The 23534-nt window shown below is 61.4% G+C and carries 27 protein-coding genes and 1 other RNA gene; 9 read left to right on the top strand and 19 right to left on the bottom strand.

Annotation, left to right across the window (positions count from 1 at the left end; all coding sequences use genetic code 11):
- Positions 1–157 precede the first annotated feature (157 nt).
- Both MLC70_RS02565 and MLC70_RS02560 read left to right on the top strand, forming a co-directional pair.
- Positions 158–2167 carry a bifunctional diguanylate cyclase/phosphodiesterase gene (locus MLC70_RS02565; protein ID WP_248181486.1) on the top strand — a complete coding sequence of 670 codons (2010 nt, stop codon included), beginning with the start codon at positions 158–160 and terminating at the stop codon, positions 2165–2167.
- 3 nt (positions 2168–2170) lie between these two features.
- A complete protein-coding gene (locus MLC70_RS02560; RefSeq protein WP_248181484.1) occupies positions 2171–3223 on the top strand; it encodes a DUF2333 family protein in 1053 nt (350 codons plus the stop codon).
- Between the two features lie 83 nt (positions 3224–3306).
- On the opposite strand, the gene ppa is transcribed toward MLC70_RS02560, so the two are convergent.
- The 3 genes from ppa to rpiA all read right to left on the bottom strand — a co-directional run bounded on the left by ppa (position 3307) and on the right by rpiA (position 5891).
- On the bottom strand, positions 3307–3834 hold the full coding sequence (gene ppa / locus MLC70_RS02555; protein ID WP_248181483.1) for an inorganic diphosphatase: 528 nt from the start codon (positions 3832–3834) through the stop codon (positions 3307–3309).
- A 102-nt stretch (positions 3835–3936) separates the two neighbouring features.
- Complete coding sequence (locus MLC70_RS02550; RefSeq protein ID WP_410797533.1) at positions 3937–5076, bottom strand: acyl-CoA dehydrogenase family protein; 1140 nt, start codon at positions 5074–5076, stop codon at positions 3937–3939.
- Positions 5077–5210: 134 nt separating this feature from the next.
- Entirely contained in the window at positions 5211–5891 is a 681-nt protein-coding gene (gene rpiA / locus MLC70_RS02545) for a ribose-5-phosphate isomerase RpiA (protein WP_248181480.1), read from the bottom strand.
- Between the two features lie 164 nt (positions 5892–6055).
- Here rpiA and ilvA point away from each other — a divergent pair, with 164 nt between their 5' ends.
- A complete protein-coding gene (gene ilvA, locus MLC70_RS02540; protein WP_248181479.1) occupies positions 6056–7588 on the top strand; it encodes a threonine ammonia-lyase, biosynthetic in 1533 nt (510 codons plus the stop codon).
- 244 nt (positions 7589–7832) lie between these two features.
- The gene (locus tag MLC70_RS02535; RefSeq protein ID WP_248181477.1) at positions 7833–8009 is read left to right on the top strand and encodes a hypothetical protein; all 177 of its coding nucleotides are present in this window, start codon (positions 7833–7835) and stop codon (positions 8007–8009) included.
- On the opposite strand, the gene MLC70_RS02530 is transcribed toward MLC70_RS02535, so the two are convergent.
- The 6 genes from MLC70_RS02530 to MLC70_RS02505 all read right to left on the bottom strand — a co-directional run bounded on the left by MLC70_RS02530 (position 8006) and on the right by MLC70_RS02505 (position 11484).
- On the bottom strand, positions 8006–8638 hold the full coding sequence (locus MLC70_RS02530; RefSeq protein WP_248181474.1) for a 5-formyltetrahydrofolate cyclo-ligase: 633 nt from the start codon (positions 8636–8638) through the stop codon (positions 8006–8008). The two genes, MLC70_RS02535 and MLC70_RS02530, sit on opposite strands and share 4 nt — an antisense overlap.
- 4 nt (positions 8639–8642) lie before the next feature.
- Positions 8643–8822, bottom strand: a non-coding RNA gene (gene ssrS / locus MLC70_RS02525) — 6S RNA.
- A gap of 65 nt (positions 8823–8887) precedes the next feature.
- Complete coding sequence (locus MLC70_RS02520) at positions 8888–9187, bottom strand: cell division protein ZapA (protein ID WP_248181472.1); 300 nt, start codon at positions 9185–9187, stop codon at positions 8888–8890.
- Positions 9187–9393 carry a TIGR02449 family protein gene (locus MLC70_RS02515; RefSeq protein WP_012136985.1) on the bottom strand — a complete coding sequence of 69 codons (207 nt, stop codon included), beginning with the start codon at positions 9391–9393 and terminating at the stop codon, positions 9187–9189. Before MLC70_RS02515 ends, MLC70_RS02520 begins: the two co-directional genes overlap by 1 nt.
- Before the next feature lie 118 nt (positions 9394–9511).
- A complete protein-coding gene (locus MLC70_RS02510; RefSeq protein ID WP_248181470.1) occupies positions 9512–10786 on the bottom strand; it encodes an ABC transporter permease in 1275 nt (424 codons plus the stop codon).
- Positions 10783–11484 carry an ABC transporter ATP-binding protein gene (locus MLC70_RS02505; protein ID WP_248181469.1) on the bottom strand — a complete coding sequence of 234 codons (702 nt, stop codon included), beginning with the start codon at positions 11482–11484 and terminating at the stop codon, positions 10783–10785. Before MLC70_RS02505 ends, MLC70_RS02510 begins: the two co-directional genes overlap by 4 nt.
- Positions 11485–11543: 59 nt before the next feature.
- Here MLC70_RS02505 and MLC70_RS02500 point away from each other — a divergent pair, with 59 nt between their 5' ends.
- On the top strand, positions 11544–12080 hold the full coding sequence (locus MLC70_RS02500; RefSeq protein ID WP_345799527.1) for a DUF3299 domain-containing protein: 537 nt from the start codon (positions 11544–11546) through the stop codon (positions 12078–12080).
- 17 nt (positions 12081–12097) lie between these two features.
- Here MLC70_RS02500 and MLC70_RS02495 read toward each other — a convergent pair whose 3' ends face one another.
- Positions 12098–12694, bottom strand: a complete 597-nt coding sequence (locus MLC70_RS02495; protein WP_248181467.1) for a ZrgA family zinc uptake protein — start codon at positions 12692–12694, stop codon at positions 12098–12100.
- A 141-nt stretch (positions 12695–12835) separates the two neighbouring features.
- Between MLC70_RS02495 and MLC70_RS02490 the strand changes: the two genes are divergently transcribed.
- From MLC70_RS02490 to MLC70_RS02475, 4 genes are read left to right on the top strand one after another with little or no spacing between them, the layout of a single operon-like run.
- On the top strand, positions 12836–13435 hold the full coding sequence (locus MLC70_RS02490; protein WP_248181465.1) for a UPF0149 family protein: 600 nt from the start codon (positions 12836–12838) through the stop codon (positions 13433–13435).
- A 26-nt stretch (positions 13436–13461) separates the two neighbouring features.
- On the top strand, positions 13462–14781 hold the full coding sequence (pepP, locus tag MLC70_RS02485; RefSeq protein ID WP_248181463.1) for a Xaa-Pro aminopeptidase: 1320 nt from the start codon (positions 13462–13464) through the stop codon (positions 14779–14781).
- A gap of 4 nt (positions 14782–14785) precedes the next feature.
- Positions 14786–16066 carry a 2-octaprenyl-6-methoxyphenyl hydroxylase gene (gene ubiH / locus MLC70_RS02480; RefSeq protein ID WP_248181462.1) on the top strand — a complete coding sequence of 427 codons (1281 nt, stop codon included), beginning with the start codon at positions 14786–14788 and terminating at the stop codon, positions 16064–16066.
- Positions 16059–17291, top strand: coding sequence for an FAD-dependent monooxygenase (locus tag MLC70_RS02475; protein ID WP_248181461.1), 1233 nt, complete (start codon positions 16059–16061; stop codon positions 17289–17291). The genes ubiH and MLC70_RS02475 overlap by 8 nt, the downstream gene beginning before the upstream one ends.
- Before the next feature lie 25 nt (positions 17292–17316).
- Here the strand turns inward: MLC70_RS02475 and MLC70_RS02470 are convergent, their stop codons facing one another.
- From MLC70_RS02470 to ubiE, 9 genes are all read right to left on the bottom strand, one after another.
- Positions 17317–18036, bottom strand: coding sequence for a 16S rRNA (uracil(1498)-N(3))-methyltransferase (locus MLC70_RS02470; RefSeq protein ID WP_248181459.1), 720 nt, complete (start codon positions 18034–18036; stop codon positions 17317–17319).
- On the bottom strand, positions 18033–18824 hold the full coding sequence (tatC, locus tag MLC70_RS02465) for a twin-arginine translocase subunit TatC (RefSeq protein ID WP_248181457.1): 792 nt from the start codon (positions 18822–18824) through the stop codon (positions 18033–18035). Before tatC ends, MLC70_RS02470 begins: the two co-directional genes overlap by 4 nt.
- Complete coding sequence (gene tatB / locus MLC70_RS02460) at positions 18821–19210, bottom strand: Sec-independent protein translocase protein TatB (RefSeq protein ID WP_248181456.1); 390 nt, start codon at positions 19208–19210, stop codon at positions 18821–18823. Before tatB ends, tatC begins: the two co-directional genes overlap by 4 nt.
- Positions 19211–19221: 11 nt before the next feature.
- A complete protein-coding gene (tatA, locus tag MLC70_RS02455) occupies positions 19222–19458 on the bottom strand; it encodes a twin-arginine translocase TatA/TatE family subunit (protein ID WP_248181454.1) in 237 nt (78 codons plus the stop codon).
- Positions 19459–19548: 90 nt separating this feature from the next.
- Positions 19549–19878 (bottom strand): phosphoribosyl-ATP diphosphatase, encoded by a 330-nt coding sequence (locus MLC70_RS02450; protein WP_248181452.1) that lies wholly within the window; start codon positions 19876–19878, stop codon positions 19549–19551.
- Positions 19871–20308 carry a phosphoribosyl-AMP cyclohydrolase gene (gene hisI / locus MLC70_RS02445; protein ID WP_248181450.1) on the bottom strand — a complete coding sequence of 146 codons (438 nt, stop codon included), beginning with the start codon at positions 20306–20308 and terminating at the stop codon, positions 19871–19873. The genes MLC70_RS02450 and hisI overlap by 8 nt, the downstream gene beginning before the upstream one ends.
- Before the next feature lie 20 nt (positions 20309–20328).
- Positions 20329–21972, bottom strand: coding sequence for a ubiquinone biosynthesis regulatory protein kinase UbiB (gene ubiB / locus MLC70_RS02440; protein WP_248181448.1), 1644 nt, complete (start codon positions 21970–21972; stop codon positions 20329–20331).
- Complete coding sequence (locus tag MLC70_RS02435) at positions 21969–22628, bottom strand: ubiquinone biosynthesis accessory factor UbiJ (protein WP_248181447.1); 660 nt, start codon at positions 22626–22628, stop codon at positions 21969–21971. The genes ubiB and MLC70_RS02435 overlap by 4 nt, the downstream gene beginning before the upstream one ends.
- Positions 22628–23467, bottom strand: coding sequence for a bifunctional demethylmenaquinone methyltransferase/2-methoxy-6-polyprenyl-1,4-benzoquinol methylase UbiE (ubiE, locus tag MLC70_RS02430; protein WP_248181445.1), 840 nt, complete (start codon positions 23465–23467; stop codon positions 22628–22630). Before ubiE ends, MLC70_RS02435 begins: the two co-directional genes overlap by 1 nt.
- Between the last annotated feature and the right edge of the window lie 67 nt (positions 23468–23534).

The following is a 23534-nucleotide window of genomic DNA, read 5'->3' as shown; positions in this document are numbered from 1 at the left end:
TTTTCAACCTTAGTCCTTTTGCAGAGTCTATAGTGTTTAGTGTTGTCGGCGTAGGTGACGCTATGTAAATGTTTGTCAACTCTGCGGGGCAGATCACACCGGCACCCGCAAGCGAGCCAAATTTCCAGGGGCCAGAGGGGCCCGGAGGCCGCCAGTGATGGCACGGATGCAGACTCACACATTGCCGTTTCGCCAGAAGGGAGTGATCTCGCTTCGATCCCTGCTGTTGTTGTACACCGGCAGCCTGGTGCTCTTGCTGTTGCTGGCCAGTCTTGCCTTCAGTTTTGACCGTTTCCGGGACTATGTATCGGACCAGCTCGCCGGCCATGCGCGTGATGGCGCAACCGCTGTGGGGCTGTCACTCTCCAATGCCATCGATGGTCGCGATCCCGTGGCTTCGGCATCACTCATCGATTCGGTGTTCGACAGCGGTCGCTATCTGTCGGTGGTCTACCTGAATCTTCAGGGGCAGCGGGTGGCGGGACGCGAAACGGTGGTCACGGCGGGCGGTGTGCCCACCTGGTTTGTGTCATTGGCGGATCTGTCCCTGCCGGTGGGCCGGGCCGAGGTGGTGCGCGGCTGGTCACGGCTTGGCAGTGTGGAAGTGGTCAGCCATCCTGGGCGCGCGTACCAAGACCTCTGGCAGGTCGCGGTGGGTATGATCGTGGGGACGTTATTCATTGGCGGCCTGGGGCTGGGTATGTTGTTCTGGATCGTGCGCCGCACTCTGCAGCCTCTGAAAGCCATGGAAAAACAGGCCGAAGCCCTCGGCCGGCGGGATTTCCGCAAGCGCATAGACGTCCAGTCCACCCGCGACCTGAATCAGGTCACCCGGGCGATGAACCAGATGGCGGATGACCTGGGTGCGCTGTTCGAAGGGCAGGCGAAGCTGATCCAGCATCTGCGGCGGGTCAGCAATGAGGATCCGGTGACCGGGCTGGCCAGTCGCAGTGCCTTCGATCAGCGCCTGAAAGTGGAGGTGGAGTCGGAAGAGCGCGCCGCACCGGGTGTGCTGTTTCTGATCCAGCTGGAAGGGTTCTCGGTTTACAACCAGACATACGGCCGCAGCGAGGCGGACCGCCTGCTGCTGCGGATCGCCGGTGCCATGACCGTGTTCGTGCGCGCCCACACGGACGCTTTCGCCGGCCGCCGGACCGGAGCTGAATTTGCCCTGTTCCTGCCTGGCGTTACCCAGGCGGACGGCATCGTCTGGTGTCAGCAGCTGGTGGAGGAGCTGGACGGCATCTATTCCGATCTTGCCGCGCCGGTGGAGGTCATGGTCCATGGCGGTGTGGCCCAGGCGCTGGGAGATCGCAACGCCCGGGAGCTTATGGCAGCGGCCGATGAAGCCCTGCGGCAGGCTCAGGCCAGCTCCAATACCGGATGTCATGCCGCAGACCCGGGCCGGGATGGCCATCACAACCGCGAGACGTGGCGAGCCATCATCGCCGAAGCCATCCGCGACGACCGGGTTTCACTGTGGCTGCAACCGATGGTGCTTAACGGAGGTGGAGAGCTGGTCTATCAACAAGTGTTTTCCCGCATCACCACAGACGAGGGCGAGCTCAAGGCCAGTGTATTTGTGCCCATGGCTGAGCGCTTCGGGTTGATCGAGGACATTGACCGACGGGTTTCCCGTGAAGCAATCGAGTTGCTTCGCCGCAGGCCGGGAGGGCACCTGGCGCTGACGCTGAGTGCCTCATCGGTGGCCAGTGAGGCATTCCGGAGCGATCTGCTTCAGCGACTGGAAGCCGCGGCCGATGTGCGTGAGCGCTTGTGGATCGGGATCTCCGAGCAGACCGTGCACCACCATCGCACCGCTGTCGGGCTGCTGGTGCGGGCGCTGAATCGGCTTCGGGTCGCGGTATTGGTAGATCGTTTCGGGGTTGGCGGCGTTCCCTTCAGTTACCTGAGAAATCTGAGGTTCCAGGGGCTTCGTATCGATAATAGCTTTATTCATAGCATTGATACCCATCAGGAAAACCGGTTTTATCTGGAATCCGTGGTGGCCATCGCGCACAGTCGTGGCGTGAAGGTGTTCGCCACCGGCGTGGAAACCGCCGCGGAGCACGACGTGTTGCGTAAGTTGGGTGTTGACGGTGCAATGGGCTACCATCTGGGACGGCCATTCAAGGCTGACAACGAAAACGGACAGGGGGATCAATAACCGATGCCGGGCAGAATCAAGCAATATTTCAGGGATCGCAAAGAAGATGTGCAGGATTACGCCGATGGCAGCGGTGTGGTCGGTAAATTCATTCTGATCGTTCTTGGCATCTATCTGCTGGTCGCGGTGATATTGGGAATGATCTGGAGCAGTGAGCCGGATACATTCTCGGTGCGTGAGCATACCCGCAGTGTATCCACCAGTATGGACCGTGAGCCGGTTGCCGGCTTTGCCACGACGGCAACGATGATCCGTATTGCTGAAACCCTCCTGGACAAGCCGGGCGGCTACATCACCAACGATATCTTTCCGCCCGGGCTGTGGCTGGATAACATGCCGAACTGGGAATACGGTGTACTGGTGCAGTTACGGGACCTGTCTCGCGCCATGCGAAAGGATATCAGCCGCTCCCAGAGTCAGTCGGCGGAAGATCCTGATCTGATTGTGGCGGAACCGCAGTTTCATTTTGACAGCGATAGCTGGGCCATCCCGTCCACCGAAGCCGAGTACCGTAACGGCATCAACGCGTTGCACCGTTACCTGGACCGGCTGTCACGCCGCGACCAGCCTTCTGCCCAGTTTTTCGCCCGTGCTGACAACCTGAATAACTGGCTGGCGGACCTGGAAACCCGACTCGGCAGCCTGTCGCGCACCCTCGGTGAGAGTGTCGGTAAGGCCTCGGTGTCGGATGCGGTGTCCATGATTAACCCAGACGACCCGCTGGCGGAAGAGCGGTCCGGGGAAGAAGTAAAAACGTCCTGGACCAAGATCGACGACGCGTTCTATGAAGCGCGGGGCAGTTCCTGGGCGCTGTTGCACATCTTCAGGGCTATTGAGGTGGATTTTCGCAAGGTGCTGACGGACAAGAATGCCATGGCCAGCGTTAAACAGATCATAATCGAGCTGGAAGGCGCCCAAGGCGAAATGTGGAGCCCGGTGATTCTTAACGGCAGTGGTTTCGGGGTGCTGGCCAACCACTCCCTGACCATGGCCGCTTATCTGTCGCGGGCGAATGCCGCCATCAGTGACATGCGGGACCTGCTCTCGCGGGGTTGAACGCGAGCCGGGCAACGGCTTTCCCGAGATACAAAAAAACCGGGCTGGTATGGCCCGGTTTTTTTGTACCAGAAGCGCGGGGATCAGCCTTTGTAGGCGTTTACCGCGTCCTGGATGGCCTGCTTGGCTTCGGCCGCGTTACCCCAGCCCTGAACCTTGACCCATTTGCCGGGTTCCAGGGTCTTGTAGTTCTCGAAGAAGTGACGGATCTGGTCGCGCAGCAGTTCGGGCAGATCATCGACTTCCTGGATGTTGTGGTAGGACTGGGTCAGCTTGTCATGGGGAACAGCAACCAGTTTGGCATCGCCGCCGGCCTCATCTTCCATGTTCAGAACACCCACGGGGCGGCAGCGAATCACGGAGCCGGCCTGGATCGGGTATGGAGTCACCACCAGTACGTCGATGGGGTCGCCGTCATCGGCCAGGGTATGGGGGATGAAGCCGTAGTTGGCCGGGTAGAACATCGGGGTTGCCATGAAACGGTCAACCAGCAGCGCGCCCATGTCTTTGTCCAGTTCGTACTTGACCGGTGAGCTGTTGGCCGGGATTTCGATGGCCACGTAAATGTCTTCCGGCGGATTCTTGCCTGAGGGGATGTTATCGAAGTGCATGAGCGATCCTTCCTGAGAGTGCGTTTAACTGCGGTTAAAAAGTGGGCGCAATTATACGGAAGTCTGGTGCAGTTCGAAACTAAACCTTGGTCGGCCCCGCAATTACAGTTTGAGCTGCTTGGCAATCAGCTCTTTCATGATCTCGGTGGTGCCGCCGCCAATGGACAGGATCTTGGCGTCACGGTAGAGCCGCTCAACCACCGATTCCCGCATGTAGCCCATGCCACCATGAATCTGAACCGCTTCCCGGGTGACCTGCTCACACACGTCAACAGCGAAGTTCTTGGCCATCGCCACTTGCTTGACGGGGTTCTTGCCCGCCTGCATCAGGGCGGCGCAGCGGTAGGTGTATTCCCGCGCCACGTCGACCTGGGTCGCCATGTCCACCAGCTTGTGGCGGGTGACCTGAAAGCCGGCAATATTGCGGCCGAAGGCTTTGCGTTCGTTGGCATAGGCGAGGGAGGCTTCGAGCGCGATCTCGGCGGTCATGTAGGCCATGATGGCCAGCATCAGTCGCTCTGCCAGAAAGTTGCTCATGATGGCGATGAAGCCGGCATTTTCTGCACCGATCAGGCGGTCGGCGGGCACGCGGCAGTCCTCAAAGAACAGCTCGGCGGTATCGCTGGCCCACCAGCCCATCTTGCGCAGCTTCTTGCCGGTGGCAAATCCAGGCATGTCGCGGTCGATCAATAACAGGCTGATGCCGCTGTGACCTTCTCCTCCGGTGCGCACGGCGACGGTGTAGTGGTCGGCGCGGATGCCACTGGTGATGAAGGTCTTGCTGCCATTGACGATGTAGTGATCCCCGTCCCGCACCGCCCGGGTTCTCAGGTTCGCCACGTCCGAGCCGCCGCCGGGTTCGGTGATGGCCAGGGCGGCTATTTTCTCGCCCCGCAGCACGGGTGGAACGATCGCGTTGCGCACTTCCGGTTTCGCCCACTTGGCAACGGGTGGCAGGCCGATATCGAGGGAGCCCAGGCCGGCGACCAGGCCACCGGAGGTGGAGCGCATCAGTTCTTCGGAGACGGCTACCTTTAGGAAGATGTCGCCTTCGCCTGTGCCCCCCAGCGCCTCCGGAAAGCCGATGCCGAGCAGGCCAGCATCGCCAGCTTTGCGGTAGAGGTCACGGGGAAACTCGCCAGCCTCCTCCCAGTCGTCGATAAAGGGCAGCACGTGTGTGGCCACAAATTTGCGGGCACTCAGGCGGGCCTGGTCGTGGATGTCGTTGAAATAGTCGGACACGGCGGTTCTCCCTGGGTCAAAAGGCATGGCCAGCAGTGTCGCGTAAATTCTGGCACCAAGCAAGCGCTTGGTTTGAGCTGTTTGCCAAACCACCCCTGCTGGCCTGATCTGCCGGTCGGCGCCTGTGCGCCGGCTTAACGGCCCTTGCGGGGAATGCTTTTCACACCGTCGGCAGTACCCAGCAGGAGCAGGTCCGCCGAGCGCCGCGCGAACAAGCCGTTGGTGACCACGCCGACGATCTGGTTGAGCTTTTCCTCAACCTGAATCGGGCGCGATATGTCCATGTTGTGAATGTCCAGAATGATGTTGCCATTGTCGGTGGTGAAACCGTCGCGGTAAACCGGATCGCCGCCCAGGCGAACGATCTCGCGGCCCACGTGGCTGCGGGCCATGGGGATGACTTCTACCGGCAGCGGGAAGTCACCCAGGGTGCCCACCAGCTTTGACTCGTCGGCGATGCAAATAAAGGTTTTGGCCACGGCGGCCACGATTTTCTCGCGGGTCAGTGCGCCGCCTCCACCCTTGATCAGTTCCAGGTGTTCGTTGGTTTCGTCAGCGCCGTCCACGTAGAACTCGATTTCGCCCACGCTGTTCAGGTCATACACCGGAATACCATGGCTTTTCAGGCGCTCCGCGGTGGCGTCGGAGCTGGCTACGGCGCCGTCAAACTCGTTACGGATGCCCCCGAGCAGGTCGATGAAAAAGTTCGCGGTGCTGCCGGTGCCCACACCAACGATGCTGTTGCGTTCAAGGTGAGGTGCAATGTAATCCAGCGCAGCCTTGGCAACGGCGTTTTTCAGTTCGTCCTGGGTCATGGGGAGCTCCGGTTGGGGAAATGGTCAGGTTTGTCACCATTATAGCCTCTCCGGCACAGCTGCTTATAGACGAAGCACCGCTTAAGTTTCTACACTGTGCGTTTTTCCAGCGCACTTCCCGGTTTTAACCCGACTCACATTCAATCCAATTTCCGGACGGACCCATGCCGCAACGCTATATCAAGAAAATTCTCGATGCCCGGGTTTACGACGTGGCCATCGAAACACCGCTGACCGAGGCTCGCAGCCTCTCCAAACGCTTCAATAATCAGATTTTTCTCAAGCGCGAGGACCTTCAGCCGGTATTTTCTTTCAAGATTCGCGGCGCCTACAACCGGATTGTGCAGCTCTCGGAAGAGCAGAAAGCGAAAGGCGTGATCTGTGCGTCCGCGGGCAACCACGCCCAGGGCGTGGCATTGGCGGCGAAGAATCTGGGTATCAAGGCAGTGATTGTGATGCCGCAAACCACGCCGGATATCAAGGTGCGCTCGGTGCGGGATCACGGTGCCAAGGTTGTGCTCAAGGGCGATGCCTTCGATGAGGCCGCGGCACACGCCCAGGAGCTGATTCAGAAACACGGCTACACCTACATTCCGCCCTACGACGACCCGGACGTGATTGCCGGTCAGGGCACCGTTGCTATGGAACTGATGTGGCAGTTCACCAAGCCGCTGCATGCGGTGTTTATCTGTGTGGGCGGCGGCGGTCTGATCGCCGGCATGGCCGCCTACATCAAGTATCTGCGCCCGGAAATCAAGGTCATCGGTGTGGAGCCGGATGATTCCAACTGTCTGCAAGCCGCCATGAAAGCCGGTGAGCGTGTGGTGCTGGACGAGGTGGGTATTTTTGCCGATGGCGTGGCGGTCAGGCAGATCGGTGAGCATCCGTGGGAAATCTGCAAGGATTATGTGGACGAAGTGATCACGGTCTCCACTGACGAGATCTGCGCCGCCATCAAGGACATCTTCGAGGACACCCGTTCCATCGCCGAACCGGCGGGCGCGCTCGGCGTTGCCGGAGTGAAAAAGTACATCGAGCGGGAGCAGATTGAGGGTGAGAATCTCGCGGTCACCCTGAGCGGCGCCAACATGAATTTCGACCGCTTGCGCTACATTTCCGAGCGCACCGAAATCGGTGAGAAGCGGGAGGCGATTCTGGCCGTGACCATCCCGGAAAAGCCGGGCGCGTTCAAAACGTTCATCAACGCCCTGCACAAGCGCAGCATCACCGAATTCAATTACCGCTACGCGGACAGCAAGAACGCCACTATTTTCGTGGGCATCCAGATCCAGGCGGGCGGTCTGGGCCGCGACGAGCTGGTTCAGGATCTGCGTGAATCCGGTTATTCAGTGGTGGACCTCACTGACAGCGAATTTGCCAAGCAACACGTCCGTCACATGGTGGGCGGCCACGCGCCATCCATTTCCAATGAGAAAGTGTTCCAGTTCGAATTCCCGGAGCGCCCGGGCGCGTTGCTCAAGTTCCTGATGTCTCTGGGCACCCGCTGGAACATCTCCATGTTCCACTACCGCAACCATGGCGCGGCCTACAGCCGAGTGTTGCTGGGCGCCCAGGTGGACGATGAGGACCTGACGGATTTCGAGGCGATGCTCGACAAGGTAGGCTTCCGTTACGAGAACATGACGGATAACGAGGCGTATCAGCTGTTTCTGGGTGCCGGCAACGGTCAGGCCTGATAGTGCGGAGTAAGAGTGTGCGGGGCAGGCCCCGTGCGCCCCGGACGGGCGATATCATCCGTCGCAAGGTTTGGGGCTGTCCGGTTTGCCGAAGGCCAACTGGCAGATTGCCTTACAAAATTTTAATCTGTGTGGAATTGTATATATCAGGATGCGTGTTAATCTTTCGTCAAATTGTTAAAAAACTACAATAGTCCGCTGATTTATCGAGTCTTTACCCTGCTGGGATTTGGAGAAGCGCACCATGGAACACAAGCCTGACAGCATTCGGGCCATTTTGCTGGTTTTCGCGATTGGTTTGGCGATCACCGCATTTACGTCATTGCAGGCTTCTGAAGACAAGCGCAGCACGACGTCCGCAGCAGGCGTGCTGGTCAGCAGCGCGGACACAGCCCCCGTTGTGCGGCCGGAAAATCGCTAGCGGACTCGGTAGCAGCAACGGTCAGTGACCACGCTGTGCAGTGGAACATCCCAGGGCTCAACGGGCAGCGCAGACACCTTCTGAAAATCATGGGCAAGGCCGATCAGCTTGGGCGCCAGCCTCGGCCGAACCCGGGTAAAAGCAAACGTCCGGTCGTAGAAACCTCCCCCCATTCCCAGCCTTCCTCCTGATTCGTCGAACCCCACCAGCGGAAACAGCACGGCATCCAACGCCCAGGGCGGTCGTCTCAGGCCGTGGCGAAATGCAGGTTCGGGGATGCCAAAGCGGTTACTGAACAGTGCCATGCCATCGTGGTAGGGACTGAACACCAGACGGCCCGGATGAATCGGGTGAAGCACTGGCAGATAGAACTGAACGCCCTTGCGTCGGGCCACCGTCAGGTAGGTGTGCGGGTCGATTTCGCCATCGTTGGGCAGGTACACGGCAATATGTCTCGCGCGATGCAAATCCGGGTTGCCCAGCAGATTCAGAGCAAGATTTTCGGCGGCACGTTGTTGCTGTTCCGCAGTCAGCGACCGGCGTTGCTGCCTGAGTTGCCTGCGAAGGCGGGTGCGGGAAGGTTTGTCGGGGTCTGAATCGAAGGGATCGGGGGCGATAAACTGGCTCAAAATAAAGCTTCCCGGGCTGCCGTTATCGGATGTGGCCCTTGAACCCAAAGTTCAAGGTCGGTGGCCGCTGTGACATATTAGGCTTTCCCCCGCGGGGGACGTGCTCACAATGCCCTAGAGTAGCCACCTGGGTAATGCGCATCGGCTCGAGGACGTACCCGACCAGCGAACAGCCCAGGAAGTTGTTCCCATTATAAGGGTACGGACGGGGCCCATTGCAACACCTGAATCCTGTCGGAATGTAACGAATTATTGGCCGGAGCTTTCTCCGAGGGCGTCATCAAGCTTGTCGTCCATAGCCTCGAGGATAGCGCTGGCGGCGCCTGACATGGTGTCCTGCTCGAGCAGATCATGGGTGATGTTCAGGGCGGCCATCACCGCAATGCGTTCGGTTCCGAAGACTTTGCCGCTGGCGCGGATCTCCCGCATTTTGCTGTCCAAGTGCCGGGCGGACTGCAGCAAGGCGTCCCGCGCTTCGTCCGGACAGGCGACCAGGTATTCCTTATCGAGGATTTTCACCTCAACGGTGGTGGGCTGCTGTTTGGCCATCAGTGGTGCTCCAGGGCCCGCAGGCGACCTATCATGGCTTCGATCTTGTTTTTCGCCAGATCGTTCTTGTGCATCAGTTGGGCTCGTTCCCGGTTCCAGTCATCCTGCAGCTCTCTGAGCGCGGCGTTATCGCGTTCCAGTTTGCGACAGCGCTCGATGAGCTTGTCCAGTTTGTCCGCCAATGCCTGTAGTTCGGACTGTTCCATGATTAGGTCAACGCCTGTTGTGATTGGTGCCAACAACTATAAGTGTGGACTGCAAGTCGGTCAATTTACAGGGATGTCATGGCCCCGGATGCGTGACCGATGTCACCTCAGGCGGTGATTATCCGTCGCTGCCATGACTGAGTCCGTGATGGCGGCTTTGCCGCCAGGCCTGCAGCGCCGGAATCAGTCCCACCAGCGCCGCCGTGGCAGGTACGGTGGCCAGGATCAGCCACTCGGTGGGCGCGAGTGGGCGCAAACCGATCTGAATGCCATGGTTTTCCAGCAGCCAGGGGCTGATCAGGGCCAGGCCGCCAGCACTGAGCGCCAGTGCCAGCAGGCAGGCGATCGCCGCCAGGGTGACGCACTCGATTACGTGCAGTGCCGCCACCAGTGACGGTGATGCCCCGGTGGCGCGGAGGATGGCAATTTCCCTCCCGCGCTGGGCCTGCAGGGTGAGCAGCACCGCGATCAGGCCGATCAGGCTGGTCACGACGACAAAACCGGTGATCCCCAGCAGGGCCCGCTCGAACTGTCCCATGATGCGCCAGAGCTCACTGAGGGCGACGCCCGGCAACACGGCGGACAGCGGCTCGTCACGGAACTCGTTGATCTGGCGCTGAACCTGGAATGTCATCACTTTGCGCTCGATGCCCACCAGCGCTGCGGTGATGGAGGAGGGCGTCAGATCCCGTTTCCGCGCCTCCTCCCGGGTCACGGTGCGACCCGGGATGGCAACGCCGGATTGCCAGCCAATGTGCATGGCTTCCATGCCTTCCAGACTGATGTAAACCGCCTGATCCACCGGTGTGCCGGTGGGCGCCAATATGCCGGTCACCGTGAACGGGGTGTCTTTATGATTGGAGAAGCTGGTGCGGCCGCCGCCATGGGACAGGATGAGCTCGTCTTCCAGTGCGTGTTGATGCTGGCGAGCAACATCGGCACCCAGCACCACGTCGAACACGTCCCCGAACCATTCACCCTGGCTCAGGCTCAGGGCTTCCTCCCGGCCAAAGCGGAAATGCTCGACAAAGCCCCGGTCGGTGCCCACCACACGGTGCCCGCGGTAGCTGTCCCCGAGAGACAGCGGCACCACCCAGTCAATTCGCGCATCGTCGGTCAGGCCCTGATAGGTTGACCAGCGGATGTTGTTGGTGGCGTCGCCGATGTGGAACACGGTGTACAGCAGCAGGTTCAGTTGGCCACTGCGGGCGCCGACAATCAGGTCGGTTCCGGAAATGGTGTTGGAGAAGGATTGCCGCACTTCGGTGCGCAGGTATTGCACGCCGAGCAGCAGGGTAACGCTGAGGGTGAGGGTCAGGGTGACCAGCGCCAGCACCCGGCGGCGATGCCACAGGCTGGCCCATGCCAGTGACAGGGCGAGGCGAAGTCTCATGGGCATACCTCCAGCACCAGCTCCTGGTCAAAATGGCGTGCCAGGCTCCGGTCGTGACTGACAAAAATCACCGACGACGCCGACCGGTGCGCCAGAGTCAGCAGCACGTCAATGAAACGGTCACGGTTGTCTGCGTCCAGGGCGGACGTAGGCTCGTCCGCCAGAATAAGCTCCGGTTGCCCGATTAATGCTCGCGCAGCGGCAACCCGTTGTTGCTGGCCAACGCTGAGACGGCCGACCGGCTGTTGCCAGTGGCTCTCGGGAATCGCCAGATCCCGCAGCAGGGCGGTGGCCTCTGCGCGGGCACTGGGGTGGGTCCGCTGCTGGCGTTGGGGTGACAGCCGGCAGGGCAGGGTGACATTGGCCAGGGTCGAGAGGTAAGGCACCAGGTTGAACTGCTGGAAGATCACGCCCATGTGGTCGGCGCGGAAACGATCCCGCTGACCGTTGCTCAGCGGGCCAAGATCCCGGCCCAGCAGTGAAATGGAACCGGATGCCGGACGCAGCATGCCGCCGAGAAGGCTCAGCAGGGTGCTTTTGCCACTGCCGCTGGCGCCCTTGATGAACAGGTGGCTGCCGGCGTTCAGTTCCAGATCGGGAAAGTGCAGGCTGGTGTGGCTTTTGGGCCACCGATAGATCAGGTCACGGGTGCGTACCGCGGCGGAACCGTCGGGCGGCATGGATGTCTCGGACGTCATGTGCGCATGCGCTCATTCGGTGTATGATCTGCCCATGTATTCACAGGCAGGCGGTTTTTATGTTTCTGGCAATGTTGACGCTTACTTCTTCCGGTCGTGGTACTCGACTCGCGCAAGGTCTGTTGGCGATAGTGCTGGCCGGTGCCCTGGGTATCGCGAATGCGGCCGATCGTGAAATAGACTGGCTGGAACTGATGCCGGAAGAGGACCTTAATCTGCTCGAGAGTATGCCAGAAATTGAGCATGATGGAGACGGTCCGGTGACGCTGCCGGATGAAATCATGACCGGTCGCGTGGTGCCGGAAATGGACGGCGTTACCGGCCGGATTCCCGGTTTTGTGGTACCGCTGAAAACCACTGATGACATGCGCATTCTGGAGTTCTTCCTGGTGCCTTATTACGGCGCCTGTATCCATGTTCCGCCACCACCGCCCAACCAGATTATCCACGTGGAGTACAAGGAAGGCTTTACCCTCGAGGCACTCTACGATCCGGTCTGGATTGAGGGCGAACTGGTGGTGGAGAATACCGAGAACGACGTTGCCAAGTCCTCCTATTCCGTGGTTGCCAGTAAGGTCGAACGCTACCAGGAATAAGGCAGCTGGCCCCGGCTTCAGTCTCCCAGGCTAAAGCCGGTCTGACCGCCCTCCAGTCGCGCGCTGCCCTGTGCGGTTTCGCTTACCCACTGCACCGACAGCACCTCGATCTCCGGGAATCTGGCCATCACCTCGGCCGTGAATGTCTGATCTGCGCTCATGTCGCTGCAGTCGAGTTGTTGCGTTACCTCGTACTCCCGATGACCTTCCTGTCCGTGACCGTCATCGTCATGGTCGTGATGGTCGTGATGGTCGTGATGGTCTTGGTGGTGCCGGTCATGGGGGGCACCGGAAGCGTGAACCTCGGCCGCGGCCACCGTGCACGAGCCTGCGTTCACGTCCACCAGTGGCTGTGAGCTCAGCCATTCCGCGATGTCCTCGAGGCGCTGTTCTTCCTCGGGGGTTCGCGCGTCGCGCTCGAAACCGGCGAGGTTGTGAGCCGGTGAGGTGAAGATCAGGTCCACTCGATTGGCCTCAACCGCTACCTGCAGTTGAGCGTGGCCGTGGCGGTGGGCGCCGGGGTTCTCGGTCGCGAGGGCGTTGGCACCCAGTACAGCCACCGTCAGGCTGAGGCAGGCGGGCAGGGTGCGGCGCAGGGGATGCTTGGTGTTCATGGCAAGTCCGTCCGGGATATTTTGATATGTTATAACATAATTGATCAGATCGGGTCGGGAATCAAGAGGGCGAGTGCCTTCGATCCGCCCCGATGCTACGATAGTCCCCTAAATTCAGTGAAACAGGTAAGCGCCTTTCTCATGTCAGAAACCGACACAACCGGTGCCGCCCGCGCCGCCGCTTTTGAGCGTTGGGCCAATATGTTCACCGCCCACAAAGCCTTCAGTCACCCGTCCGAGTTGCACGGTGTTTTGTGTGGGCGGCTTGCCGCCGGTGCACGTATAGATGAATCAGAATGGCTCGCCATGGTGTGCGAGCACATGGGCCTGCCGGAGACCGCGACCGGGGAGTCCGACGATCTCAAGGAATTCATGCAGGCCGCCTACGACCAGACCCTGGCGTTGCTGAAAGCCGCCGACATGAGTTTCCACCCGCTGCTGCCGGATGACGATTACGCCATCGACCAGCGTCTGGAAGCGTTAACCTCCTGGGTGCGCGGGTTTCTCGAAGGTATGGCACTGTCGGCGGGCGAGTCCCTGGGTCAGGCCCCGGACGAGATTCGTGAGCTGATCGAGGATATGGTTGCCATCAGCCAGGTGTCCGAAGACGAGGAACCGGACGACGAAAGCGAACACCAGCTGATCGAGATAGTGGAATACGTGCGCCTGGGCGCGCTGGCGGTGTTTACCGAATTCAATCCGCCAGAGAGACCGGCCACCGATACTCCGACACTGCACTGAGCAGGTACCTGCCTGCGGGAGACATTATGCCGTCAATGATACCCGTTAAAGAATTTGCCGATCGCCGTCGCCGACTGATGGAGCGGATGGCACCGGACAGCATTGCCATCGTCCCGGCAGCGCCGGAATGCGTGCGCAACCGCGATGTACTGCATCCGTTCCGTCAGGACAGCGATTTCCAGTACCTGTCAGGGTTCGGCGAACCTGAGGCCGTGCTGGTACTGATTCCCGGCCGTGAACACGGCGAATCGGTACTGTTCTGTAAGGAGCGCAACCCGGAGAAAGAGCTCTGGGACGGTTTCCTGGCCGGCCCGGAGGGCGCTATCGAGACGTTCGGGCTGGACGACGCCTTTCCCATTGCCGACATTGACGACATTCTGCCGGGCATGATTGAGGGTCGCAGCCGGGTCTATTACCCGCTGGGCAAGGACCACAACTTTGACGCCCGGGTCATGGACTGGGTCAAAGTGATCCGCAGCAAGGTACGGGCGGGTGCCCATCCGCCGGGGGAATTTGTGGCCCTGGAACACCTGCTCCACGACCTGCGGCTTTATAAAAGCGCGAGCGAAGTCAAAGTGATGGCGAAAGCCGGCGAAATCAGTGCCGAGGCTCATTGCCGCGCGATGCAGCGCGCCCGTAAGGGCGGTCACGAATACAACCTGGAAGCCGAACTGATCCATACGTTCATGGCGCACGGTGCCCGCACTACGGCGTACCCCTCCATCGTGGGTTCCGGCGCCAACGGCTGTATCCTGCACTACATCGAAAACAGCGCGCCGCTGAAAACGGGCGACCTGGTGCTGATTGATGCGGGCTGTGAGCTGGAATGCTATGCCTCCGACATCACCCGCACTTTCCCGGTCAGCGGGCGGTTCAGTGCGGAGCAGAAAGCGCTGTACGAAGTGGTGCTGTCGGCCCAGTACGCGGCCATTGATGCCGTGCGCCCCGGCAACCACTGGAACCACCCCCACGAGGCGGCCCTGCGGGTACTGACCCAGGGCCTGATTGATCTGGGGTTGCTGTCCGGCACCGTGGATGACGCGATTGCCAGTGAGGCGTACAAACCCTTCTTCATGCATCGCACCGGTCATTGGCTGGGGCTGGATGTTCATGATGTGGGCGACTACAAGGTAGGCGACGCCTGGCGGCAGCTGGAGCCGGGCATGGCGCTCACGGTGGAGCCGGGTCTTTACATTGCGCCGGACAACACCAGCGTGGATGAGAAGTGGCGCGGCATCGGCATTCGCATAGAAGACGATGTGGTGGTGACCAAAGACGGCTGCCGGGTTCTGACCGAGGCCGTGCCCAAGACCGTCGCCGAGATTGAAACCCTGATGGCGGACTGACCCGGTGACCCGAACCGATACCGATCTTGTCATTGCCGGGGGCGGTCTGGCCGGCGCAACCCTGGCGCTGGCCCTGGCGAAAGTGGTGCCTTCGTTGCGGGTGACCGTGGTCGAGGCGTTCCCGTTGTCGCCCGACGCCCTGCCGGAGAGCTACCAGCCCAGCTACGACGCCCGGTCCACGGCCCTGGCCTGGGGCTCACGGCTGATCTTCGAGCAACTGGGGCTCTGGTCGAGGCTGTCGGCGCACGCCACCCCGATTGAACATATTCACGTATCTGACCGCGGTCGCTTCGGTGCCACGCGTCTGCACGCGGCGGAACACGGTCAGGCGGCGCTGGGCTATGTGGCCGACAACCGCTGGATGGGGCTGTGCCTGATGCGAGAGCTGCTGGACACCGGAGTACAGTGGGAAGCCCCTGCCGAGGTGGTGGATATGACGCCGCTGGCGGAAGGCGTCAGGGTGTCAGTGCGGTCCGGCGAGGCAACCCGGGAGCTGACCGCTCAGTGCCTGGTGGTGGCGGACGGCGGCCGCTCCGGCCTGCGCGACACCCTCGGCTTCCAGACCCGGACCCACGACTACGGCCAGCATGCGCTGATCGCTAATGTGTCCACCGCAGACAGTCATCGGTTCCATGCGTTCGAGCGCTTCACCGACGCGGGCCCGATGGCGCTGCTGCCGCACGGTTCTGCCAGCCGTCCCGGCCACCAGTCGGCCCTGGTATGGACCCTGACCGACGAAGTCCTGGACGAGCTGCTTGCTCTGCCTGACGACGACAAGTGCCGGCGGCTGCAGGAGCGCTTTGGCTGGCGGCTCGGGCGCTTTACCCGCATCGGTGCGTGCAATCATTACCCCCTGAAACTGACCACGGTCGACGAGCCGGTGCGCACCGGGGTCGCGTTGGTGGGCAATGCCGCCCATGCCCTGCACCCGGTGGCCGGGCAAGGGTTCAATCTTGCCCTGCGTGGATTGATGACTTTGGTGGAGCAGTTCCGTCTGGCCGTGGCTCAGGGTGCGTCGATCGGCGACCTGGCTGTACTCCGCCGTTACCAGACGCTGCACCAGCAGGACTGGCAGCAAACCGTTCAGTTCTCGGACTCGCTGATCCGGATTTTCGGGCAATCCCTGCCACCTCTGGCGTTGGCCCGCGATGCCGGCCTGGTGGGCCTGGATCTGGTGCCGGGCGCCAAGCGCTGGTTTGCCCGCAAGGCCATGGGCATCGGTGGCCGTCGCGCGATGATTGATCATCCTTCCGCCACTCACCGGGAACCGACGAACCATGACTGAATCACAAACCTTCGACATTCTCGTGGTCGGCGGCGGCATGGTGGGCTCGGCGCTGGCGCTGGGGCTGTCCCGCCAAGGCTGGCGGGTAGCACTGGTGGAAGGCAGTGAGGGCCGGAAGCTGTTGCAGGCGCCGGCGGCAGCACAGGGAGTTGAGGATTTCGAACCGCGGGTCAGCGCCATTTCCGCTGCCAGTCAGCGCCTGCTGGAACAGTTGGGAGTATGGGGTGAGATTACCGCGGGCCGCCATTGTCCGTACCAGACCATGACGGTGTGGGACGGTGACGGCACCGGCCGCATCCAGTTTGAGGCGGCGGAGCTGCAGGCGCGCTCCCTCGGTACCATCATCGAGAACCGCCATATTGTACGGGGCCTGTTTGCGGCCCTCGCGGACAGCGATGTCGAGCTGTTCGATGGCGTCAAGGTGACTGGCTGGTGGCAGGATGACGCGCGTGCTCAGGGTCCGCGTGGCATCACTCTGGAGGACGGCCACGTGTTGGCGGCACACCTGGTCGTGGCGGCTGATGGCGCCCACTCCCGGCTGCGGCAATGGGTGGGTCTGCCAACCCGTGAATGGGATTATGATCAGCAGGCCATCGTCTGCACGGTCCGGACTGTCCAGAGTCACCGCTTTACCGCCTGGCAGCGGTTTTCTCCCACCGGCCCTCTGGCGTTTCTGCCGCTGCTGCCTGAGAACGGCGATGAACATTACTGCTCCATCGTCTGGTCCCAGGATACCGAAGAGGCCCGCCGCCTGATGGCATTGGATGATTCGGCCTTCGCCGGCGAGCTGGAGCGGGCGATCGAGCGTGAGTTGGGTGCGGTCGAATCCGTCTCCCGACGCTTGGCTTTCCCACTACGCCAGCGCCACGCCAAGGATTACGTAGCCCCGGGGTTTGCGCTGGTAGGGGATGCGGCGCACACCATTCACCCGCTGGCAGGGCAGGGCGCCAACCTGGGTTACGGCGATGTACGGGCCTTGTTGGATGAGCTGTCGCGGGCCAGAAAGGCCGGTCTTGGGGCTGCGGATGAGTTTGTGCTGGCCCGCTACCAGCGCCGGCGCAAGGGTGAGAATCTCACCATGATGGCGGCCATGGAAGGCTTCAAGCAGCTCTTCGCCCGCGACGAGCTGCCTCTGCGCTGGCTGCGCAACACCGGCATGCGCTGGCTTAACCAGCTGGGGCCGGTAAAGAACCGCATTGCCGCCGAAGCCATGGGGCTGGATTAGAACAAATCGAATTCAGCGGCGTGATTTATCCACAGGCATCGAACAGGCGGCTGACCAGCACCGGTACCGCCGTTTCCACCCGCAGAATCCTGGGGCCGAGATGGACGCCCTGGCAGCCGGCTTCTTCCAGTTTGCCAACCTCATAAGGGGTGAACCCGCCTTCCGGGCCGACGCAGAGTGCGGCTGGCTGATCCAGATGAACGGGGCAGGCTACTGCAGTGCCGGGATGGGCGACCAACGCCCGCTTCCCCGCCAGCAACGCCGGCAGCTCATCTTCCACAAACGGCTTGAACAGCTTACGGATGTGAACTTCCGGCACTAATGTGTCCCGCGCCTGCTCCAGGCCCAGGGTCAGGTTTTCGCGCAGGTGTTCGGCAGACAGCCAGGGCGTCTGCCAGAAGCTTTTTTCCACCTTGTAGCTGTTGATCAGCCAGATGTCCTTGACCCCAAGGGTGGCGCAGGTCTGCAGGACGCGGCGAAACATCTTCGGCCGGGGCATGGCGAGAATCAGGGTCAGGGGCAGTGGCGGGGGTGGTGCTGCCGTCAGTTCCACCTGAATCTCGGCACGGGTGTCTGTCAGTTCCAGCACCCGACCGCTGCCGATGTTGCCGCCGGCCCGGCCTACGGGGATCAGGTCGCCCTCGGCGACTTTCAGTACCTGGTGGAGGTGGGTCAGGCGGCGGCCGGTCAGTACCGCCCGGTCAGCGGCCACAAAGTCTTCGGTGAACAGTAAGGCCAGATTCATTCGCCGGCTGCTTCGCTCGATTCTGCGGTGTCCGGTTTGCGAACCGCAAGCCGGCTGAAGATGATGCCCATCTCGAACAGCAGCCACATGGGTACCGCCAGCAGAGTCTGGGAGATGATGTCCGGCGGTGTCAGCAGCATGCCAATCACAAAACAGCCCACCACGATATAGGGGCGCTTGGCGGCGAGATCGTCCGGAGTCGTGGCGCCGGTGAGCACCAGCAGGATGGTGGCGATGGGTATTTCAAACGCCACACCGAAGGCAAAGAACATCTTCAGCACGAAATTCAGATAACTGGAAATGTCCGGCAGTTCCACAATGCCCTCTGGCCCGATGGCCGTGAAAAACCCGAACACCAGGGGAAACACCACAAAATACGCAAACGCGGCACCGAGATAGAACAGGATCACCGAGGTGAACAGCAGCGGAAACGCCAGACGTTTTTCATGGGCGTACAGGCCCGGTGCAACAAAGCTCCAGAGCTGGTAAAGGATCACCGGGATAGCGACGAACACGGCCAGTACCAGGGCCAGTTTCAGGGGAGCGAAGAAGGGTGAGGTGATGTCGGTGGCGATCATGGTCTGGCCCACCGGCAACAGCTCCCGCAATGGCTGGGACAGCAGCAGATAGAGCTCGTTGGCAAACGGATAGATGGCGGCAAAACAGACGATGACCGCCAGCACCATTTTCAGCAACCGGTTGCGCAGTTCCAGCAAATGCTCGATCAGCGGCATTTCCGGCTGCGAGTTGGAGGCGTCCGGGGTCTGGCCGTCAGTCTTCTGGGTCATGAACGGGTATCCGAGGCGTCGTTGGCCGGGGTGTCAGCCTTATCAGCTTCGTTGGCCGGCGCCCGGCTGGCGGGTGCCGGTTTTGGCCGCGTGGTCTGATCGTCCGGCAGAATCATGTGCTCGTACTTCTTGGCCTCGTCGAGCGCACCGCGAACGCTCTTCTCGACATCCTCAAGCCCCACGTCTCCGGCCTTGCGCAACTCTTCCCGGATTTCTTCGGCTTTCAGCTGGCGATCGAGTTCCGTGGTGAACTGAGTGACCATGCGGCGGGCACCGCCGATCCACCGCCCAGCCGCGCGAGCGGCCGTAGGCAGACGTTCGGGGCCAAGCACAAGCAGCGCAATCACGCCGCAGATCAGGAGCTCGAGAAAGCCGATATCAAACATTCAGCTTGGTCTCAGCCAGTGGTCTTGTCCCGGGGCTTCTCTTCTGCCTCGGCCTTGTAGGCCGCGGGCTCGTCCTTGCCTTCCAGAGAATCCTGCTCGGCGGGCTTGCTGTCGTCGTCGCTCATGGATTTCTTGAAGCCGCGAATGGCGCCGCCGAGGTCCGTGCCGATGTTGCGGAGTTTCTTGGTTCCGAACAACAGGATGACAATGCCGAGCACGATAAGAAGTTGCCAGATACTGATGCCCATGACGGGGTCCTCGTTTAAATGTTTCTGTCACATGCCATTGTACGTTACCGGGTCAGTCTAGCGGAAATTCCCCTCGGGGGTAGCCGCTAATTATTCGCCCCGGGATGCCTTCTCTTCCAGACCGGACAGGTCGAAGCGGCGGGCCAGTTCGTCGACGACGTCTTTCGGGCCCAGGCCCAGGCGTGAGAGCATCACCATGGTGTGGAACCACAGGTCGGCGGTTTCATAAACCACTTCCCGGGTATCGCCATTGTGCTCTGCATCTTTCGCTGCCAGCAGGGTCTCGGTGCACTCCTCGCCCACCTTCTCGAGAATCTTGTTCAGACCCTTGGCGTGCAGGCTGGCAACGTAGGAGTTGTCGGGGTCTGCGTCTTTTCGGGCTTCCAGAACCTGCGCAAGCTGTTCGAGTACGTCACTCACCGTGTGTGCTCCCTTTGGTCTTTCCGTAGATGCTTTCCGGGTCCTTGATCACCGATGCGGTGGTCACCCACTCCCCGTCCTCCAGTTTGCGATAAAAGCAGCTGCGCCTGCCGGTATGGCAGGCAATGCCGCCTTTTTGCTCCACCTTCAGCAGGATGACGTCTTCGTCGCAGTCGAGACGGATCTCGGACACCACCTGCTGGTGGCCGGAGGTTTCGCCTTTGCGCCAGAGTTGGCCGCGGGAGCGGGACCAATACACCGCCTGGCCTTCCTGCGCAGTAAGTTGCAGGGATTCGGCGTTCATCCAGGCCATCATCAGGATGTCGCCGGTGGTGGCGTCCTGGGCAATGGCAGGGACCAGGCCGTCGGCGTTCCAGCGGATGGCGTTCAACCAGGCAGGGCTGTCGACTCTAGGTGATGAATCTTGCATTTCTGTGAATCCTGAAAATGTTACCGGCTGCCCCGGGCGACCAGCCCGGCGGCGACCGCGAGCATGGCCCAGCCCAGAGGCGGCATGGATTGCGCCACGGCCGGAAGTTCGTAATGGGCGCTGGCCCAGGCTCCGCCCACCAGAAGCACGGCGACCAGGGTTCGGCGCCAGCGTCTCTCCGCCCGTTTCTGGTTTTCCCGCAGCAGCTCCAGTGTAGCGCGATTCTGTGCTTCCGTGGGGCCGGCACTGCGCAACTGGACCAGGGTGTCGTGCACCAGTTGTGGCATTTCCGGCGACTGCTCCAGCCAGGCCGGCAGGTGGGTCTGCAATGACTTGATCAGACCCGCGGGACCAATACGCTTGCGCATCCAGGACTCGAGGAACGGCTGGGCGGTGCTCCACAGATCCAGGTCCGGGTAGAGCTGGCGGCCCAGGCCCTCGACGTTCAGCAGGGTTTTCTGCAGCAACACCAGCTGCGGCTGCACTTCCATATTGAAACGGCGGGCAGTCTGGAACAGACGCAGCAGGAAGTGTCCGAACGAGATGTCTTTCAGCGGCTTTTCGAAAATGGGCTCGCACACGGTTCGAATGGCGGCCTCGAATTCGTTGACCCGGGTGTCCGGCGGCACCCAGCCGGACTGGATGTGCAGTTGCGCCACCTGGCGGTAGTCGCGGCGGAAGAACGCCAGCAGGTTGCGGGCCAGGTAACTCTGGTCGTCCGGCGCCAGCGTGCCGACAATCCCGAAATCGATCGCAATGTACTTCGGGTCCGCCGGATTGCTGACGTCCACGAAGATGTTGCCAGGGTGCATGTCGGCGTGAAAAAAGCTGTCACGGAACACCTGGGTGAAAAAGATCTCGACGCCTTTTTCCGCCAGCACCTTCATGTCGACACCGGCGGCCTGCAGCGCCGGCACGTCGGCGATGGGAATGCCGTGAATGCGCTCCATCACCAGTACCGTCTTGCGGGTGTAATCCCAGTCAATGAACGGGATGTAGATCAGCGATGAGTTGTCGAAGTTTCGTCGCAGCTGGCTGGCGTTGGCGGCTTCCCGTTGCAGGTCCAGCTCGTCGTGAATGGTGGCGTCGTAGTCCTCGACCACTTCCAGGGGGTGCAGGCGCTTGCCCTCGGCCCAGTATTTCTCCAGCAGTCCCGCCATCAGGTACATCAACGAGAGATCCTGTTTGATCACCCGCTCAATGCCCGGGCGCAGTACCTTCACCACCACACTCTGGCCGTTGGCCAGGGTGGCGGCGTGAACCTGCGCCACTGACGCCGACGCCATCGGGTCGGCGGAAAACTCGGCGAACAGCTCGGAGACCGGCGCGCCCAGGGAGCGTTCAATGATCTCCCGCGCGGACTCGCTGGGGAACGGCGGTACCCGGTCCTGCAGGTGCTTGAGTGACTCGGCCATGTCATCGGGCAGCAGGTCGCGGCGGGTGGACAGTATCTGGCCGAACTTTACAAACACCGGCCCCAGCTCTTCCATCGCCAGACGCAGGCGATCGCCGCGGCTCAGTTTCGGTTGTGGAAACAGATGCCAGGGTGCCAGCAGGAACAACACCTTGAGGGCGACGGGCAGCTCGGCCAGTGGCAAAAATGTGTCGAGCCGGTAGCGACAGAATACCCAGGCAATTCGAAACAGGCGTTGCAGGCGGGTCACGGTGTCTCCGGTGGCTCGTGTCGGGTGTCAGGGGTGGGGGCAGTGTCGTGCTGCAGTTGCGCGAGGCGAGCCGCCAGGCGCTCGGTGCGCAGGCTCAGCTGGTCGATGTCTTCGAAGGTGGCCTCCAGCTCGCGGCGTCCGGGCAGGGCGCGGCTTTCCTCGTGCACGTATTCTTCGATGTTGGCGTTAAGGGCGGCAAACGCCTGGCGGCTCCACCTCACCGCACCGCGGATACGCTGGCCGAGGAAGTGCGCCGGCACATCGCCGAGGTGGTTGGCCAGAGCGGCTTCCCAGTCCGGTTGTAACTGGTTCAGCGCGCGCTGGAACTGGTGGGCGAGGGCGGTGTCGCCGGTGACCTCAATGCGCCCCAGTTTGAAGACATGGTCGTCGCCGCTGGCCAACGCCGCAAAGGCCATGGGTTTGCCGGCCAGCGCCAGGGCCGGGCTATCCGCCGGCTGACTGCTCACCTGGACACGCTCACCGCAGGGAAACAGCGTGAACGTCAGTGGCAGCGGTGCTGTCAGGACGAACTGCACCGGCCCGGTCAGGGCACCCAGCAGTGCTTTCCGGCCAGCCGGGTCGAGCTCGAGGGCGCGGTTGAGCGCAGCCTCGATCACCGCTGTCGTGGCGGAAAGCAGCGTAGGGCCCGGAAACATCAGGGCTTGATTCCCACGTGCAGGGCAACGATGCCGCCGGTCATGTTGTAGTACTTGCAGTTCACCAGCCCGGCCTGCTCCATCATACCCTTGAGGGTGTCCTGGTCCGGGTGCATGCGGATGGACTCGGCCAGGTACTTGTAGCTCTCGCTGTCGCCTGCGATCAACTGGCCCATCAATGGCAGCGCGTTGAAGGAATACATGTCGTAGGCCTTGTTCAGCAGCGGATTGGTCGGCTTGGAGAATTCCAGCACCATCAGCTTGCCACCCGGCTTGAGAACACGCTCCATGTCCCGCAGCGCCTGATCCTTGTCGGTGACGTTACGCAGGCCGAAAGCGATGGAGACGGCATTGAAGGTGTTGTCCGGAAACGGCAGGTGTTCGGCGTCGGCCTGAACGTACTCGATATTGCCGGCGTAGCCGCGATCGACCAGCCGGCCCCGGCCAACCTGCAGCATGGAGGCGTTGATGTCCGCCAGTACCACTTTGCCGCTGGCGCCCACCAGATCGAAGAATTTCATGGTCAGGTCGCCGGTACCGCCGGCGATATCCAGCACCTGATGGCCCGGTCGCACGCCACTGAGCTCGATGGTAAAGCGCTTCCAGAGCCGGTGAATGCCCATGGACATGAGGTCGTTCATCATGTCGTACTTGCCGGCGACGCTGTGGAATACCTCCGCCACCTGCCCGGCTTTCTGGCTTTTCGGCACGTTGCGGAAGCCAAAATGAGTGACGTCGTCCTGCGGGGTGCCGGCGGCGTTGTTGACCGACGGGCTGGTCGACGTGTTGGCATCGCTGCTCGCGATGGTCTCGCTGGCCGGCGTTGGTTGCTCGCTCATGGGGATGTCCTGTCAGAATCTGAACCCCGTATTCTAACGGTTAGGGGGGTAGCTACAAGTTTATTAC

This window comes from Marinobacter goseongensis, assembly GCF_023156235.1.
In the GTDB taxonomy this organism is placed as follows: domain Bacteria; phylum Pseudomonadota; class Gammaproteobacteria; order Pseudomonadales; family Oleiphilaceae; genus Marinobacter; species Marinobacter goseongensis.
The sequence above is the reverse complement of the archived record's forward strand: the minus strand, read 5'-3'. Positions and strand labels throughout refer to the sequence as shown.

Bases quoted from the DNA above. Each gene is read 5' to 3' on its own strand.
- MLC70_RS02560 (WP_248181484.1), top strand. From the start codon at position 2,171: ATGCCGGGCAGAATCAAGCAATATTTCAGGGATCGCAAAGAAGATGTG.
- MLC70_RS02495 (WP_248181467.1), bottom strand. From the start codon at position 12,694: ATGAACACCAAGCATCCCCTGCGCCGCACCCTGCCCGCCTGCCTCAGC.
- MLC70_RS02475 (WP_248181461.1), top strand. From the start codon at position 16,059: ATGACTGAATCACAAACCTTCGACATTCTCGTGGTCGGCGGCGGCATG.
- tatB (WP_248181456.1), bottom strand. From the start codon at position 19,210: ATGTTTGATATCGGCTTTCTCGAGCTCCTGATCTGCGGCGTGATTGCG.
- ubiE (WP_248181445.1), bottom strand. From the start codon at position 23,467: ATGAGCGAGCAACCAACGCCGGCCAGCGAGACCATCGCGAGCAGCGAT.
- ppa (WP_248181483.1), bottom strand. From the start codon at position 3,834: ATGCACTTCGATAACATCCCCTCAGGCAAGAATCCGCCGGAAGACATT.
- MLC70_RS02515 (WP_012136985.1), bottom strand. From the start codon at position 9,393: ATGGAACAGTCCGAACTACAGGCATTGGCGGACAAACTGGACAAGCTC.
- MLC70_RS02565 (WP_248181486.1), top strand. From the start codon at position 158: ATGGCACGGATGCAGACTCACACATTGCCGTTTCGCCAGAAGGGAGTG.
- MLC70_RS02500 (WP_345799527.1), top strand. From the start codon at position 11,544: ATGTTTCTGGCAATGTTGACGCTTACTTCTTCCGGTCGTGGTACTCGA.
- tatA (WP_248181454.1), bottom strand. From the start codon at position 19,458: ATGGGCATCAGTATCTGGCAACTTCTTATCGTGCTCGGCATTGTCATC.
- MLC70_RS02505 (WP_248181469.1), bottom strand. From the start codon at position 11,484: ATGACGTCCGAGACATCCATGCCGCCCGACGGTTCCGCCGCGGTACGC.
- MLC70_RS02510 (WP_248181470.1), bottom strand. From the start codon at position 10,786: ATGAGACTTCGCCTCGCCCTGTCACTGGCATGGGCCAGCCTGTGGCAT.
- MLC70_RS02535 (WP_248181477.1), top strand. From the start codon at position 7,833: ATGGAACACAAGCCTGACAGCATTCGGGCCATTTTGCTGGTTTTCGCG.
- tatC (WP_248181457.1), bottom strand. From the start codon at position 18,824: ATGACCCAGAAGACTGACGGCCAGACCCCGGACGCCTCCAACTCGCAG.
- MLC70_RS02470 (WP_248181459.1), bottom strand. From the start codon at position 18,036: ATGAATCTGGCCTTACTGTTCACCGAAGACTTTGTGGCCGCTGACCGG.
- MLC70_RS02490 (WP_248181465.1), top strand. From the start codon at position 12,836: ATGTCAGAAACCGACACAACCGGTGCCGCCCGCGCCGCCGCTTTTGAG.
- ilvA (WP_248181479.1), top strand. From the start codon at position 6,056: ATGCCGCAACGCTATATCAAGAAAATTCTCGATGCCCGGGTTTACGAC.
- hisI (WP_248181450.1), bottom strand. From the start codon at position 20,308: ATGCAAGATTCATCACCTAGAGTCGACAGCCCTGCCTGGTTGAACGCC.
- MLC70_RS02520 (WP_248181472.1), bottom strand. From the start codon at position 9,187: ATGGCCAAACAGCAGCCCACCACCGTTGAGGTGAAAATCCTCGATAAG.
- pepP (WP_248181463.1), top strand. From the start codon at position 13,462: ATGCCGTCAATGATACCCGTTAAAGAATTTGCCGATCGCCGTCGCCGA.
- MLC70_RS02435 (WP_248181447.1), bottom strand. From the start codon at position 22,628: ATGTTTCCGGGCCCTACGCTGCTTTCCGCCACGACAGCGGTGATCGAG.
- rpiA (WP_248181480.1), bottom strand. From the start codon at position 5,891: ATGACCCAGGACGAACTGAAAAACGCCGTTGCCAAGGCTGCGCTGGAT.